The following is a 13,113-nucleotide window of genomic DNA, read 5'->3' on the forward strand; positions in this document are numbered from 1 at the left end:
TATGGCCGCATCAAAATACACGGTCTTTCAATACACATCGGCACTAAAAGCTTTATTACCTCGTGGACGTGTGTGGTCCCGTGAAAACACAGGCATTCAGCACGGTTTAATTGAAGGGCTTGCAAAATCATTTCAGCAGATGGACGAAGAAGCACAGCAGCTATTAGTCGATGCTTTTCCTGCAACAACCACTGCTTTAATTGATGAATGGAATGCAACACTTGGTTTACCTGACTTCTGTTTTGGTGCACCAGATAACATTGAACAAAACAGGCAATACATTGTCGCAAAACTGATTGCTGATGGTGGTCAGACTGTTAATTACTACAATTCAATTGCAGCATCTTTAGGACTTAACACTTTAATTCGTGAGTTTTCTATTGATCATTATGACGCTGATGCGCCACCCGGAATGATCAATCAACTTGAGGATTGGTGTCACACATGGAAAGTGGTAATTGACTCAAATAGCCCTGCATTGGTTGAGTTTAATGGTGATGAAACCACCATTAGAAACTCATCAGCTTTCAATGCCTTGTCATGCCTTTTGGGGCGATATAAACCAGCGCACACACAATTTTATATGACCGTTTTTGATTTTAATGAGCTTGGTAAAGATCCTGTTTTTGGATTCTCAGGTGCCACTGATTATGCAGAGCCATTTGGTCAAGGTCGGTTTTATCGTTAATTTTTGGAGTAAAAAATGTCACTTACTCAACCAGTATTGAATGCAGTAGCGTTTGCTGTGAATAGCGCCCATATAAATCAAATTCCAATTTCAACCACTGATCGAGGTGCCGCCTCGTTTCAAATGGGTTTTCCATACGAAACAATGGTAGATAAATTAGCAGGTGGTGTACCCCCAAATGGTGAAGATTTTAATGGGATTTTTAATTACTTATCTAAACACCAAGTTTGGTTAAATGCCGGTGGCACTTATAAATTTAATGGCCCACTGGCAGATGCACTAGGGGGATATCAGAAAGGCGCAATTCTTGCATCAAATGATGGTTTGCGCCTATATGTCTGTACAGTGGATGGCAACACAACGGACTTAAACAGTGACATGACGGGTTGGAAGTTGATAGGCACAAGCGAATTACAGACGCTTCTCGATACACTTCAAACCAATATTGATCAAGAAAGAGGTTGGCGTGAAACTGCAGATGCAGATCTCTTACAGCGGATAGGGTGGGAGAGCGATGCTCGCATTACAAATGACAATGCTTTGCAAGCAAATATTGATCAAGAAAGAGGTTGGCGTGAAACCGCCGATGCAGATTTATTGCAGCGAATTGGCTGGGAAAGTGATGCACGCATAACAGCAGATAACAATGAACGTGATGCTCGCATTTATAGTGACAATCTACTAAATGACAAAATTGATCTGAAGTTAGACAAGGCTGGAGGTACTATAACTGGATCACTAACAGTAAATAGTCAAATAACAACACCATCATTGTCATTAAGCACTTTCTCTACTTCGAATCCTGGATTCACAACACTTCCTAATGGTTTTATCATGCAGTTTGGGTTTGTATCTTATTCTGATATGACCCCAATGGACTCAGGGAATGCGTTTGAAAGATATGCACATGTAAACTTCCCAACAAACTTCCCAAATGCTTGTTTGTCTACACAGGCAACAATCTGCATTGGTCCAACCCAACTCGTATCTTATGACACTTGGGCGCAAGTAAAAGAGATTAGTCGGTTTGGTATGGACGTTTTAAATCAATCGAATGCAGGTGCATTAACACCACCACAGGGTATTTATTGGCAAGCTATTGGGTATTAAACAATGAAAAGCAATATACCAATGGGGCTTCGAGTCCCTATTTTTTTTAGTGACACTTCTGTGAATGGAAATAACCTTTCAGGCGGTTCAAGCTCAAGTTCTAGCAATTTATTGAAATTAACAGTTAATTACCCCACCGCAGTTTTAGGAAAAATAACCTCAGTTTCAGGTGGTGTGATTGACGTTTTAGGCAATAGCGTTGGTACTGTTTATGAGCCGGATCCTGCTAAAGCTTGGGGATTAGGTGCATTGTGGGCTATACGTTTTGTCTATGTTGATCAAAACAATTCTGCAAACAATTTCAATATAACGAAAACAGGTCGAGTTACTACTGACATTATCGTTAATGGCTGGCTTCTGTCTTCAAATATTGATGCAAGTAATATGCAAAATGGTACTTTAACTTCTACGTTTGTATTGTCATTTGATGAAGAAACGCCAGTACAAACAATTGAAAATTTATCAAAATTTGTCGGTGGTAAGAGTGTTGGGTCGCCCGCTTGGTATGGTGAAGATTCGCCATTTGGTGATGTTTTAGCTTATTTCGGTCAACCTAAATCTGTCGAGATTGCAATCTCAAATCTGATTAGTTGTGATGGAGCAACAAGCACATGTGAACTTCCAAATGATCCTGATGGTTCAGCATCTCTGATCACATCTATTGTCTTGAATGGTGTTAATTACCCGATTCATGAAGACACAGGTTCGTTTAATTTACCGCCTGACACGATCACAATTAGTTATAAGAGAAGGGAGAAACCTAACGAAGAAGGTGGATATCACTGGGGTTACTATATTGAAGTTGCGAACGCCGCTAGTGAAGACATGAGAGTTGAGCTTGTCGGTTATCAAAATGGTGTTGTTGAAGAGTATTGGGATGGTTCACAGAATACCAATCCCACTTTAGATTTCGTTGCTGGAGATTTACCAAAGGCGATCGTGTGTTTATCCCCTACAGGAAGCTAAAACATTACTTATCACAATCACCACCTTCGGGTGGTTTTTTATTTTCTAGAAGGTAGCTTATGAATGAAATTCGACCAACATTAATAATAGGCGATACACTTTTTGGAACATGGACTCAAGTAGACGAATCTGGAAACCCAGAAATTATTACACAAGAAATGCAATTCAGCAGCGCGATAAAACTCAATAATGTAAAACACCAAGTTCAATTACAAATACTTGATCAAAATCTTTATCCAGGTGAAATAGCATTTTTAGTGCAAACGTTGGGCTGGCAAAAAGGTGTTGCGGAAATGGACATTCTTGCTGTCTCTGGCATTTATAAAGGGCATTCTGAAAAGTATTGTTTTTTAGTGGTTGAGGGGGTGACTGATGCAATTTAAATTAACTTTTGGCCGCCTTCCAAATAATGGTGATGCTTTTGGCGCCGTTCAATCAGTGAATGGGAAAACGGGAGCAGTCACACTAGATGCAAACGATGTTGTTGCAGAGCCATTAGGGAGTATTGCTAATTTAAAATCTTATGTTGATGACCAAAATGCCCTAAAAGCCAACATCACTTATGTTGATTCTGAAGTTGATTCATTACAGATTGTTCTTGAAAATCTTGCAGATGAAGTTGATACAAAAGCCAATGCACAGGCTGTTAATCAAGCCTTGTCTCTAAAAGCTGATTTAGATGAATCAGGAAAAGTTCCAGCTTCTCAACTGCCATCTTATGTGGATGATGTGCTTGATGGCCGCTATGTAAATCCTAGCCAATTCAACGACCTTAATGGTAATCCCTACACACCTGAAACTGGGAAAATTTACGTTGATGTAGACACAAATAAGACTTACCGATGGAGTGGAATGCTTTATGTGGTAGTGGGTGGCGGGGGTGTAGCACTTGGAGAAACTTCATCAACAGCATACAGAGGGGATAGAGGTAAGATTGCATACGACCACAGCCAATCGCAGGGTAATCCACACAACTCGACTACAAGTGATATCCCAGAGGGTTTAAGGTTTTATTTTACAGATGCTAGAGTGCGATCAACTGCACTAACTGGATTGAATGCAACATCAGGTAGTATGCAGTCTACTGACACTTTAATTGAAGGTTTAAGTAAGGTTAAGTACACACTGGATAGCCTTCCAGTTCCTGCCGTTTGGGTATCAATAACATCAGTCGGAAGTGTGGCAACTAATGTTGTAAACAGAGATATACAGTTTGCAAAGATTAATGGCATGGTTTGGATTAGAGGTAGCTTTACACTGAATGGGGGCATTACAGCAAATACCCCATTTTTATTCATCACAAATAAAAACTACAAGATTGTAGCATTTAGACCTAACAGCTCAACAAAACAGTTAGCAGCTTTGCAGATGCATACCGACAATTTCACTATCCGACAAGCACTATATTTCTCTGATCACAATGTTACGTCTGATTATGAAGCGGAGACAGTTTCTCAAAGTATACAAACGGGATCTGCTGGTATTGGAGTAGCTGATGGTGTGATTGTAATTCAGCCCACCCCAATCGGAATTTCATATTTTTAATTTTTAACAAAACTTTTAGCGGCCATTGAGCCGTTTTTTTCATATCTGGAGTAAGTGAAATGTCTGAAACTTCGGCAGTAGAGGCAAGTGCTGTAGCAATAAGTCAGAAAATTACAGTTAGCAGTGGAGGGGTATCATTTTTGGGATTCATGGCAAAAGTTGATGTTTTTGCATGGGGTGGCTTAATCATTGCAGCACTCGGCCTCGGCATTCAATTGTTTTTTGCTGTACAGAAAAACCGCCGTGAAAAATTGGAACACGAGATGAGAACAACTGAATCTAAGTTACGTATTAAAAAATTGACTGAGGATTGTAGCAATGCAAAACAAGACTAAAATTGCAGCGGTTTTATTGGCAGCTTCGGCTGCTTTTTTTTCGACCGTAAAATTAGATGAGGGTTTTACTGCAAAACCGATTATCCCTGTGAAGGGGGATAGGCCGACTCAAGGTCATGGGGCAACGTTCAAGCCCGATGGTACTGCCGTCAAAATGTCTGATACAGCTATTACGCGAGCTACTGCAGATAAGTGGTTACGTCATGATGTGTCCAAGCGCGAAATCCCTTTTAAGAATGCATTGAAGGGCGTAAAGCTCTCGCAAACTGAATATGACGTGTATTTGGACTTTTCATATCAGTACGGCACAACAGCATTTGCGAATTCTTCAATGCTTCGCAACTTAAAAGCAGGCAATTATAAAGCTGCGTGCGACTCATTGCTGAAATACAAGTATGTGGCTAAGCGCGATTGTTCAATCCGCTCAAATCGCTGTTACGGCGTTTGGACACGGCAATTAGAGCGACATAAGAAATGTATGGAGGCACAGTGATGGCTGAATTTACTAAAGTAAGCAAAGTGTTGCTTGAGTCAAATGGCATTTACTTTATTGAATGCCCAGGTTGTAAAACCTTGCACCCTTTGCATGTTGGTCCACATCACAAAGTTCGATGGAATTTTGACGGGAATTTACAACAGCCAACTTTCTCGCCGTCTCTGATGGTTAATGGTGGCCATTCAAGCCAATGTCATTCTTTTATTCGTAATGGCCAGATTCAGTTCTTATCAGATTGTCACCATGCATTGGCAGGGCAAACTATTGAATTGCCAGAGGTGGAGGAGCTTTAAAAATGTGGATAGTCATGGCGGCAAAATTCTGGCGAGAGATCATTATTGGTTTTCTCGCCGTTTTTTTAATTACAGCTTTAGCTGTGCTCAATCATAAGTCTGGCCAACTTAAAGCGGCAGATCAAAAGTGTTTTGAGCAGATCCAGAAAATTGAACGTACGCAGGTTTTGGCTTTGGCCAAAGCGCAGGACAAAGTAAATAAAGCGAGTGCTGATTATGAAAAACTCAGGTCTGAACAAAGAACAGAAGTCGAAACAATTACACGTACAGTGCAAAAGATCGTTGAGCGTCCTGTTTATTTCAATCGCTGTATTGATGATGACGGCGTGCAGCAAATCAATAGCCTTATCGAAGCCGGTAATACCAGCTAACCTATTAGAGCCTTGTCCTAAATTTAGCTATCTGGAAGGCGGCACAGGCAAGAATGCATTGCTTTGGGCAGTTGATACATTGGCGAAAGGAAACGAGTGTGCAGCGCGGCATGCGGCATTGGCAAAGGCGGTTGAGTAAAAAAACAGTGGCAAGTTTTGGCTTGCCACCTTTTAATAATAAGTTCTTAAAGAGTGATTTGGGCTTAATAATAAATATAGAAACATTATGTCGTAGAGATGACACTTTCAAAATGCATTTTATTCCATTACCACGGCAAAGCCTTTAAGCTTGCGCTTGTTTAAAAACAAATAACGCTCAGCTGCAGTTTTGGTTTGGAACTCCATTGCACCTTCTTTCTTTTCTGAAAAAACATATTTTTGATTGTATATGCCACTTACATCGGAGTAATCCTGATGTTGTTCAAATAGATCAGTTTGAATATGAACATAGAGTTTACCAGTCTTTAGATAGTGAAGTCTCATAAGGCGAATCCATTTTGAAAAAGTTACAAATTCAAGTTTAATGTTAAATCCAACCAAAAATGTTTTCAAATTTAAAACTTGTGGATAAACAAAGAGGCGTTAATTTTTGATGCTTGGCTGAGTGTGTTTGGTCGGAAAATAAGCGGCTATAAATTTAATTTAATACCGAAGGACAATTAAAAAGTGTAGGGGAATGGTTCCGTAAAGGTCTGATTATATTGATGTTAGTTTTATAGTTTTAGAGTGTTTTTATAGGTTTAAAAAAGACACTATTTTTAATAAATTCAGTGTCTTGAACCGTTTAGGGCGCAATCTTGACATCGTAGAGGTCTCCAGTTCGAGTCTGGATATACCTACCAAGATTTATCAAGGACTTATAAGTAAATCAGCGGCTTATAGGTCTTTTTTTATGCCTGTTTGTTGCATTACATACTTGGAGTAATTGGAACTTATGGCTAAAAATGGCAATATTTTCAAGAATTCTGCGACAAATTTGCGATAAGATGAAAATACCGAAACCAATAAAAAGAGGGGCTTATAACGAGCTTATGTCTAAAAGCTATCTTCGGATTTCAGTTATTTTCAACTTTTAGTCTACCGATTTTATAATCAAAAAAGTATTAAACATCTTTTGAATAATGTTGATGCATTTTATTAAAAGAGTTGAACACCTTGGCTCTATTGTTTGATTTGGGCCAATATTTATGAGCCAATTTCATTATTATTCAAATATTTTAGCTGCCTGAAAATTGAAGCACTTAGCGTTTTTGGGCTTTGTGTTTTAGGTTAAATTATTGAAAACATTGAGGTTAGTACGGATTTATATAATATGTGAATAAAAGGAATACTTAACTTGGCGCATAGAAAAGCCCAGAAGGGCTTTTCTATGCTTTCATTTTAATGATAAAGAATGGCCTGATTTATTGCATGAATTACTTCATCAATATAATTCTCATCTTCGCTTTCAAGCGCTTGTAGCTCAGAAGCGGATGTTTTAAGAACCACATAGTATTTATGTTTAACTAAAAATCCAACACCAATAAGAATAAGACCGACTATTATCACAGCAGTTAAATTATTGCCTGAAATACCAGCGAGAAGAAAGATTACACCGCAAATCCACCACCCGAGTTTTGGCGCTTTCTTAAGCCTTTTATCTACAGAAGTGATATTACGGACAGCATACGTTTGATTGTTTACAATAAATCTTGCATTTGTAACACTTACATTACCACTTGAAAAAAGCGTTTGTTCTGGTTTTTGTACTGCTGACAATTTTTAGTACCCATTGTAAAGTTATGTAAGAATGTATTTTATTGAAAAAAATTAATCAAGCAAGGTTTTTAATAAACGACTTTTAAATCAACTTTATATTGATAGAAATATACCAAAATACCCAAGTATTAATGTAAATGATAATGACTGTTGCCTGACTCTTATACTGTGCTTCAATCTCTGATTTATTTAGTTATTTTAGTTCAATTTTAATTTATTGAGTAATCATTATGGACCAATTAAAAGTAGGCGATACTGTGGAGTTGGAATTAGCTCCTAACCCAATAACTATGATTACTATTCATGACGAAAAGACAGATGTGAATGGAAAGATTAAAAGGAGAAAAAGTGATAAATTTCGCTTACAGGCCATAATAATATTTGAAATGATGTTACTTTTTAATCTAAAAAATAGAACAGCTTCTTTTATTGAGAATAACTTTTCTTGAATATATAAGTAAGTGGGATTAGAGGGGAGTTTGAGAAGAATTCCTCATATGTATTAGAAAATAAAATACGATGCTCAACACTTTTTAGTGAAAGGCGCTGTAATTTTTGTGAGATATTTGGCCCTTGACTCACTCAGTGGTTGGTGCTAATTTAATCAATAAGGAAGTCATATACTATTTGGGATTTAAGAGAAATCTTGCCTAAATGAATAAAGATATGACAACCTGAACACACAGCTAACAACGAACGAAACGATTCAGGTCGTTTTTAAAAATGTTCAAGGTTGTAGAAAAGCCCGTTAATCGGGCTTTTTTAATGCCGATTATTTTTGGATAAAATTAAGCTATAGTGTGAAATAAAGATTGGGTCACAATAGGGGATAGTGATGCTGATGTTTATTGTTTTAGTCATTGCGATTGGCTTGGTTTTATTATTTTTCTTTGCAAAGAAAACAGATGCCACGTCAGATTCTTCAGATTATAGTCATCCATATTCATCAACAATCTCAAACTACGATTCAGTCCAGAATAATAATGATCAGCGTGTAGATGATTGTGGTTTTAATGCTGACTCGAGTTCTGACTCAAGCAGTTGTGATAGTGGTAATAATAATTAAAAAAGCTTGTACCCCTTGAGGGTAAGAGGTACAAGTTAAACCGAGTTTAAGGTAGGTCAAACCAGATCATTTGACTGTCTTGCAATGCAGTAATGGTTGCAGTTTCATCAAACAGTAGAGCATCACCTGCTTTAACCAAATGATCGGCAATCATGACTTCGCCTGAAATCACATGCACGTAGTTCACTTTTTTCTGTGCTGTAATCTCTAAATGTTGATCTTTCTCAATCACTGCAGTTTTCACTTCAGCATTTTGACGGATCGACATTGGCGCAGACGCATCACCAGCAATCAAGTGCCATTGGTTTGGATGATCTTTCGGATTGAGTTGAATTTGCTGATAAGTCGGTTCAGCATCTTGCACATTCGGTTGAATCCAAATCTGTAATAGATGCACCGCTTTATCATGCTTATTCATTTCACTGTGGGTTACGCCTGTACCCGCACTCATTAATTGCCATTCACCCGCATTGATCTGGCCTTCGTTACCCATGCTGTCTTTATGGGAAATGGTGCCATCAAGTACACAAGTTAGAATTTCCATGTTGTCATGGGGATGAGTACCGAAACCATTATGCGCAGCAACTGTATCGTCGTTAATCACGCGAAGCGCGCTGACGCCCATATATTTTGGGTCATACCAGCTTCCAAATGAAAAGCTATGGTAGGTATCTAACCAACCCGCTTTGACATGACCACGGTTTTCACTACGATGTAGATAAGCATTCATCTTTCATCTCCCAAATTATTGTGTTTTGCTTAATGCTTATATTATCGATTCATAATGACGATAAATAGTCTTTAAGTGCGACATATTGTTCTATAAATGCAATGATTCAATAATGGGTATTTTCTTGGATAAAATAAAAAAGGCTGAATAAAAATATTCAGCCTTTTCAAATGGGTAAATTAATTTACCCATCTTTTTATTTAGATTTGTTTTCCAATTGAGGAATTGCAGAGCCTTGGCCAACTGCAAGCAAACCTGTTTCTGTATAGATACCTAATTTTGCACGGGTATCGGTAATATCGAGGTTACGCATGGTTAACTGACCGATACGATCCATTGGCGTAAACATTGAATCACCTTTCTCCATCGTTAAACGCTCAGCTTCATACGTGAGGTTAGGAGATTCAGTATTCATGATGGTGTAGTCATTACCACGACGTAATTCTAAAGTCACCGTACCTGTAATCGCTTTAGCAACCCAACGCTGTGAAGTTTCACGAAGCATGAGCGCTTGTGAATCGAACCAACGGCCTTGGTAAAGTAAACGACCTAAACGTAAACCGTTAATGCGGTATTGTTCAATCGTATCTTCGTTATGAATACCCGTAACCAAACGCTCATAAGCGATATGTAACAAAGCCATACCCGGTGCTTCATAGATACCACGAGATTTCGCTTCGATGATACGGTTTTCGATTTGGTCAGACATCCCTAGACCATGACGACCACCGATACGGTTCGCTTCAAGAATGAATTCAACAGGATCTTCGATACGTTGACCATTCAGCGCAACTGGCATACCTTGTTCAAAAGTAATGCTCACTTCTTCTGGTTGGATTTCAACTTCGTCTTTCCAGAACGCAACGCCCATGATTGGGTCTACGATTTTAATACCAGCATTCAAGTATTCTAAATCTTTGGCTTCGTGTGTCGCGCCCAACATATTTGAGTCTGTTGAATATGCCTTTTCTTTTGACATTTTATAGTCAAAACCGTTGTCGATTAAGAATTGTGACATTTCGGCACGGCCGCCTAACTCATCAATAAAGGTTTGGTCTAACCACGGCTTATAGATTTTAAGCGCAGGGTTGGTCAATAAACCGTAACGATAGAAACGTTCAATATCGTTACCTTTATAAGTCGAACCGTCACCCCAAATATTGACGTCATCTTCTTTCATCGCGGTAACAAGCATTGTACCTGTCACTGCACGACCTAAAGGTGTGGTATTGAAGTAAGGAACACCGCCAGTGCTGATGTGGAACGCCCCACATTGAATCGCAGCAATACCTTCAAGCGCAAGTTGTAAACGACAATCTATTAATCGAGCTTTGACTGCGCCGTACTGTTCAGCTTTCTTTGGAATAGCATCATAGTCATCTTCATCAGGCTGACCCAGATTTGCAGTATATGCATAAGGCTCTGCGCCTTTCTGTTTCATCCATAATAAAGCTGCTGAAGTGTCTAAACCACCAGAGAAGGCAATCCCAACTTTTTTACCTACTGGTACATGCTGCAAGATCGTTGCATTATCAGTCATTGCTAGTCCTAACTATTTCGAAATAGGCACCCTAATACATCGGTGACCAAAGAGAATTTATACGCTCAGTACTATATCACTTTTCAAATCGATTTTTTTTGTGTTAGGAAAGGAATTCTTTTTTTTTCATTTGAAAAATAGATTAACATCGGAAAAATATAAAGTTTTACGATAAGTATTCAGCATAAGGTGTTAACAGGCGTCGAACTTTAAAAGGTCTTCAGTGAAAAGTAGGCAAATACCATTGATAAAAAGTATCTCATTTAAAGCGAATCATTTAAGCCAATAAATTGTTTCTCAATCGGTGTGAACACATGATCATGGCGTGCAATCAGATAAAGACCGATATCCCGATACTGTTCAGGCGTTTCACGGTAGTACTGAATGTTATATTTTCCAATCAAGGATTTGGCGATCATCGAAATGCCCATCCCTAATTGGGTAAAGTGAATTAGAGCTTCATGATCGTAAATATGGGTGAGTTCACCTTTTTTAAGCTTATAGTCCGCATAGATACTGTCTAAAGTGGTGGCATAACAGCATTGTTCGGAAGCCAGCAAGATATTTTGATGATTCAGACATTCTTCCAGACTGTCATGGTTGATCATGTTTTTACCAATAATCACCAGTTGATCTTCTGCCTTTTGAATATATTGCAGATTTTTATGTTTGGGATGTCCTAGGGCATAAGCGATATCCAAATTACCCGCTAAAATCTCGTCTTCAATATAACCTGTTGGGCCTGTTTTCATGGTAATCGAAAGGTCAGGGTAAGCTTCATAGAGCTGGCTAAAAGAGGGGTAGAAACGCATTCCACCTAAACTGGTATTGGTGCCAAAGCGTAAAACGCTTTCTTGTTGATAGATTTTATTTTCAGTTTCTTCCCAAGTGAAAATCATTTTTTTATATTGGGCATATAAATTCATGCCAGATTCAGTCAGTTCGACGCCTTTAGGCTTACGAATAAACAGTTGGCGCTTATAGTGATTTTCAATCTTTTTAATTTTTGCAGTCATATTAGACTGTAAATAATTGAGCTTATTTGCCGCTGCGGTAATACTTTTTAGCTCGGCTACAGTGACAAATGATCGGATATCACTAATATCAATATTCACGGCAAGTCCTCAATATTTCAGTTTAATGCGATAATCAAGGTTTGGCTGTAAAGCTATCACTTCATTAGGCATCAAAAAAAATGATGTATCTATTAAAACATAGCATTATTCATGATGTCATTTATTTTATACACTAAGCTTACTTTTTGTCGGTTGAGTACAACACGTGAATATTCGAGTCGTCAGTGCCATTGCATTGCTATGCTTGGTGTGGGGGTCTTTATGGGGTTTGGTTAAACATAGCCTACAAGTGTTTCCACCCTTCTTATTTATTTCTACTCGATTGATTTTAGCGGCATTGACATTAATGCTTGTACAACGGATTTTAAAAAAATCCATTTTACCTGAGCAGGATGAGTGGAAGCCCTTAATCATTTTAAGTGTATTGATCTGTTTTGGTTTCTATGCCACGCAGACCTTTGCCATGCAATTTGTTGATTCAGGTTTATCAGCAGTTTTGGTCTTTACCATGCCAATTTTTATTGGTGTCTTGGCACACTATTTTCTGAATGAGCGTTTAAATCGTCAGAAAATGACGGGGTTGGTGCTTGGCACATTTGGTTTAATCGCCATTCTGTGGCCTCAATTACATCATGTACATTTGAATATGTCATTGCTGGGGCAGGTGTTATTAATTGGTTCAGGATTTTTTTGGGCATTATCGACGGTTTACATCAAAAAGAATTTTGCCACATACGACAAAATTAAATTGACCATTTGGCAGCTTTTGCTAGGTGGAAGCTTAATGTTTGTTATGGCCTTATTGTTTGAGCCTGTAGATACTCAGGTTTGGTTAAATCCTGTGAATGAATCTGCGTTATTTTATATTGCAGTGGTAGGAACAGGTTTTGCATTTGTGCTTTGGAACTGGATTGTCAGTCAGGTGGATACCTTTGTGGCTTCGATTTCAATTATGTGTATCCCGATTCTGAGTCTATTTTTTGGTTCGTTGATCTGGCATGAGCCGCTGACCCTCAATATCCTGATTGGTGCCGCTTTTATCTGTATGGGTATTGTGATGAGTTCGCTTAAAATGAAGGTACAAAAAAATCCACTTGCGTATTCTGCCAATCAGCAGCATTAGTTCATTTATATAAGTA

General features: G+C 38.5%; 17 protein-coding genes. 12 read left to right on the forward strand and 5 right to left on the reverse strand.

From position 1 onward, the window contains the following. The first annotated feature begins 1 nt into the window (after nucleotide 1). Genes A7P55_RS10540 through A7P55_RS10580 form a run of 9 tightly spaced genes read left to right on the forward strand, consistent with a single transcriptional unit; the run spans nucleotide 2 to nucleotide 5,804 of the window. Nucleotides 2–688 carry a putative phage tail protein gene (locus tag A7P55_RS10540; protein ID WP_171552070.1) on the forward strand — a complete coding sequence of 229 codons (687 nt, stop codon included), beginning with the start codon at nucleotides 2–4 and terminating at the stop codon, nucleotides 686–688. A gap of 15 nt (nucleotides 689–703) precedes the next feature. Further along, entirely contained in the window at nucleotides 704–1,798 is a 1,095-nt protein-coding gene (locus A7P55_RS10545; protein ID WP_171552071.1) for a hypothetical protein, read from the forward strand. 3 nt (nucleotides 1,799–1,801) lie between these two features. Beyond that, nucleotides 1,802–2,764, forward strand: coding sequence for a hypothetical protein (locus A7P55_RS10550; RefSeq protein WP_171552072.1), 963 nt, complete (start codon nucleotides 1,802–1,804; stop codon nucleotides 2,762–2,764). Nucleotides 2,765–2,823: 59 nt separating this feature from the next. After that, nucleotides 2,824–3,147, forward strand: coding sequence for a hypothetical protein (locus tag A7P55_RS10555; RefSeq protein WP_171552073.1), 324 nt, complete (start codon nucleotides 2,824–2,826; stop codon nucleotides 3,145–3,147). Beyond that, nucleotides 3,137–4,309 carry a hypothetical protein gene (locus tag A7P55_RS22470; protein WP_216078024.1) on the forward strand — a complete coding sequence of 391 codons (1,173 nt, stop codon included), beginning with the start codon at nucleotides 3,137–3,139 and terminating at the stop codon, nucleotides 4,307–4,309. The genes A7P55_RS10555 and A7P55_RS22470 overlap by 11 nt, the downstream gene beginning before the upstream one ends. A gap of 59 nt (nucleotides 4,310–4,368) precedes the next feature. Then, nucleotides 4,369–4,644 (forward strand): holin, encoded by a 276-nt coding sequence (locus A7P55_RS10565; RefSeq protein ID WP_171552074.1) that lies wholly within the window; start codon nucleotides 4,369–4,371, stop codon nucleotides 4,642–4,644. Continuing rightward, entirely contained in the window at nucleotides 4,628–5,137 is a 510-nt protein-coding gene (locus A7P55_RS10570) for a glycoside hydrolase family protein (protein WP_171552075.1), read from the forward strand. The genes A7P55_RS10565 and A7P55_RS10570 overlap by 17 nt, the downstream gene beginning before the upstream one ends. After that, entirely contained in the window at nucleotides 5,137–5,433 is a 297-nt protein-coding gene (locus tag A7P55_RS10575; RefSeq protein ID WP_171552076.1) for a DUF6527 family protein, read from the forward strand. Before A7P55_RS10570 ends, A7P55_RS10575 begins: the two co-directional genes overlap by 1 nt. 2 nt (nucleotides 5,434–5,435) lie before the next feature. Further along, on the forward strand, nucleotides 5,436–5,804 hold the full coding sequence (locus tag A7P55_RS10580) for a hypothetical protein (protein WP_171552077.1): 369 nt from the start codon (nucleotides 5,436–5,438) through the stop codon (nucleotides 5,802–5,804). A 258-nt stretch (nucleotides 5,805–6,062) separates the two neighbouring features. Here the strand turns inward: A7P55_RS10580 and A7P55_RS10585 are convergent, their stop codons facing one another. Continuing rightward, nucleotides 6,063–6,287, reverse strand: coding sequence for a hypothetical protein (locus A7P55_RS10585; RefSeq protein WP_171552078.1), 225 nt, complete (start codon nucleotides 6,285–6,287; stop codon nucleotides 6,063–6,065). Nucleotides 6,288–7,184: 897 nt separating this feature from the next. Further along, nucleotides 7,185–7,562 (reverse strand): DUF6232 family protein, encoded by a 378-nt coding sequence (locus A7P55_RS10590; protein ID WP_171552079.1) that lies wholly within the window; start codon nucleotides 7,560–7,562, stop codon nucleotides 7,185–7,187. A gap of 230 nt (nucleotides 7,563–7,792) precedes the next feature. Between A7P55_RS10590 and A7P55_RS10595 the strand changes: the two genes are divergently transcribed. Both A7P55_RS10595 and A7P55_RS10600 read left to right on the forward strand, forming a co-directional pair. Then, nucleotides 7,793–8,011, forward strand: a complete 219-nt coding sequence (locus A7P55_RS10595) for a hypothetical protein (RefSeq protein WP_171552080.1) — start codon at nucleotides 7,793–7,795, stop codon at nucleotides 8,009–8,011. 386 nt (nucleotides 8,012–8,397) lie between these two features. Next, entirely contained in the window at nucleotides 8,398–8,628 is a 231-nt protein-coding gene (locus A7P55_RS10600) for a hypothetical protein (protein ID WP_171552081.1), read from the forward strand. A 46-nt stretch (nucleotides 8,629–8,674) separates the two neighbouring features. Here A7P55_RS10600 and A7P55_RS10605 read toward each other — a convergent pair whose 3' ends face one another. From A7P55_RS10605 to A7P55_RS10615, 3 genes are all read right to left on the reverse strand, one after another. After that, nucleotides 8,675–9,358, reverse strand: coding sequence for a pirin-like bicupin family protein (locus A7P55_RS10605; RefSeq protein ID WP_171552082.1), 684 nt, complete (start codon nucleotides 9,356–9,358; stop codon nucleotides 8,675–8,677). 196 nt (nucleotides 9,359–9,554) lie between these two features. Beyond that, nucleotides 9,555–10,898: an argininosuccinate synthase gene (gene argG, locus A7P55_RS10610; protein ID WP_171552083.1), complete on the reverse strand. Its 1,344-nt coding sequence runs from the start codon at nucleotides 10,896–10,898 to the stop codon at nucleotides 9,555–9,557. 263 nt (nucleotides 10,899–11,161) lie between these two features. After that, complete coding sequence (locus A7P55_RS10615; RefSeq protein ID WP_171552084.1) at nucleotides 11,162–12,013, reverse strand: LysR substrate-binding domain-containing protein; 852 nt, start codon at nucleotides 12,011–12,013, stop codon at nucleotides 11,162–11,164. 166 nt (nucleotides 12,014–12,179) lie between these two features. On the opposite strand from A7P55_RS10615, the gene A7P55_RS10620 reads away from it, so the two are divergent. Beyond that, nucleotides 12,180–13,097, forward strand: coding sequence for an EamA family transporter (locus A7P55_RS10620; protein ID WP_171552085.1), 918 nt, complete (start codon nucleotides 12,180–12,182; stop codon nucleotides 13,095–13,097). Nucleotides 13,098–13,113: the final 16 nt, after the last annotated feature.

The sequence above is a fragment of the Acinetobacter sp. Ac_5812 genome (assembly GCF_013072695.1).
In the GTDB taxonomy this organism is placed as follows: Bacteria; Pseudomonadota; Gammaproteobacteria; order Pseudomonadales; family Moraxellaceae; genus Acinetobacter.

Excerpts from the sequence above, each read along its gene's own strand:
- A7P55_RS10575 (WP_171552076.1), top strand. The coding sequence starts at position 5,137 with ATGGCTGAATTTACTAAAGTAAGCAAAGTGTTGCTTGAGTCAAATGGC.
- A7P55_RS10605 (WP_171552082.1), bottom strand. The coding sequence starts at position 9,358 with ATGAATGCTTATCTACATCGTAGTGAAAACCGTGGTCATGTCAAAGCG.
- A7P55_RS10540 (WP_171552070.1), top strand. The coding sequence starts at position 2 with ATGGCCGCATCAAAATACACGGTCTTTCAATACACATCGGCACTAAAA.
- A7P55_RS10550 (WP_171552072.1), top strand. The coding sequence starts at position 1,802 with ATGAAAAGCAATATACCAATGGGGCTTCGAGTCCCTATTTTTTTTAGT.
- A7P55_RS10570 (WP_171552075.1), top strand. The coding sequence starts at position 4,628 with ATGCAAAACAAGACTAAAATTGCAGCGGTTTTATTGGCAGCTTCGGCT.
- A7P55_RS10580 (WP_171552077.1), top strand. The coding sequence starts at position 5,436 with ATGTGGATAGTCATGGCGGCAAAATTCTGGCGAGAGATCATTATTGGT.
- argG (WP_171552083.1), bottom strand. The coding sequence starts at position 10,898 with ATGACTGATAATGCAACGATCTTGCAGCATGTACCAGTAGGTAAAAAA.
- A7P55_RS22470 (WP_216078024.1), top strand. The coding sequence starts at position 3,137 with ATGCAATTTAAATTAACTTTTGGCCGCCTTCCAAATAATGGTGATGCT.
- A7P55_RS10585 (WP_171552078.1), bottom strand. The coding sequence starts at position 6,287 with ATGAGACTTCACTATCTAAAGACTGGTAAACTCTATGTTCATATTCAA.
- A7P55_RS10545 (WP_171552071.1), top strand. The coding sequence starts at position 704 with ATGTCACTTACTCAACCAGTATTGAATGCAGTAGCGTTTGCTGTGAAT.
- A7P55_RS10555 (WP_171552073.1), top strand. The coding sequence starts at position 2,824 with ATGAATGAAATTCGACCAACATTAATAATAGGCGATACACTTTTTGGA.
- A7P55_RS10600 (WP_171552081.1), top strand. The coding sequence starts at position 8,398 with ATGCTGATGTTTATTGTTTTAGTCATTGCGATTGGCTTGGTTTTATTA.
- A7P55_RS10565 (WP_171552074.1), top strand. The coding sequence starts at position 4,369 with ATGTCTGAAACTTCGGCAGTAGAGGCAAGTGCTGTAGCAATAAGTCAG.
- A7P55_RS10595 (WP_171552080.1), top strand. The coding sequence starts at position 7,793 with ATGGACCAATTAAAAGTAGGCGATACTGTGGAGTTGGAATTAGCTCCT.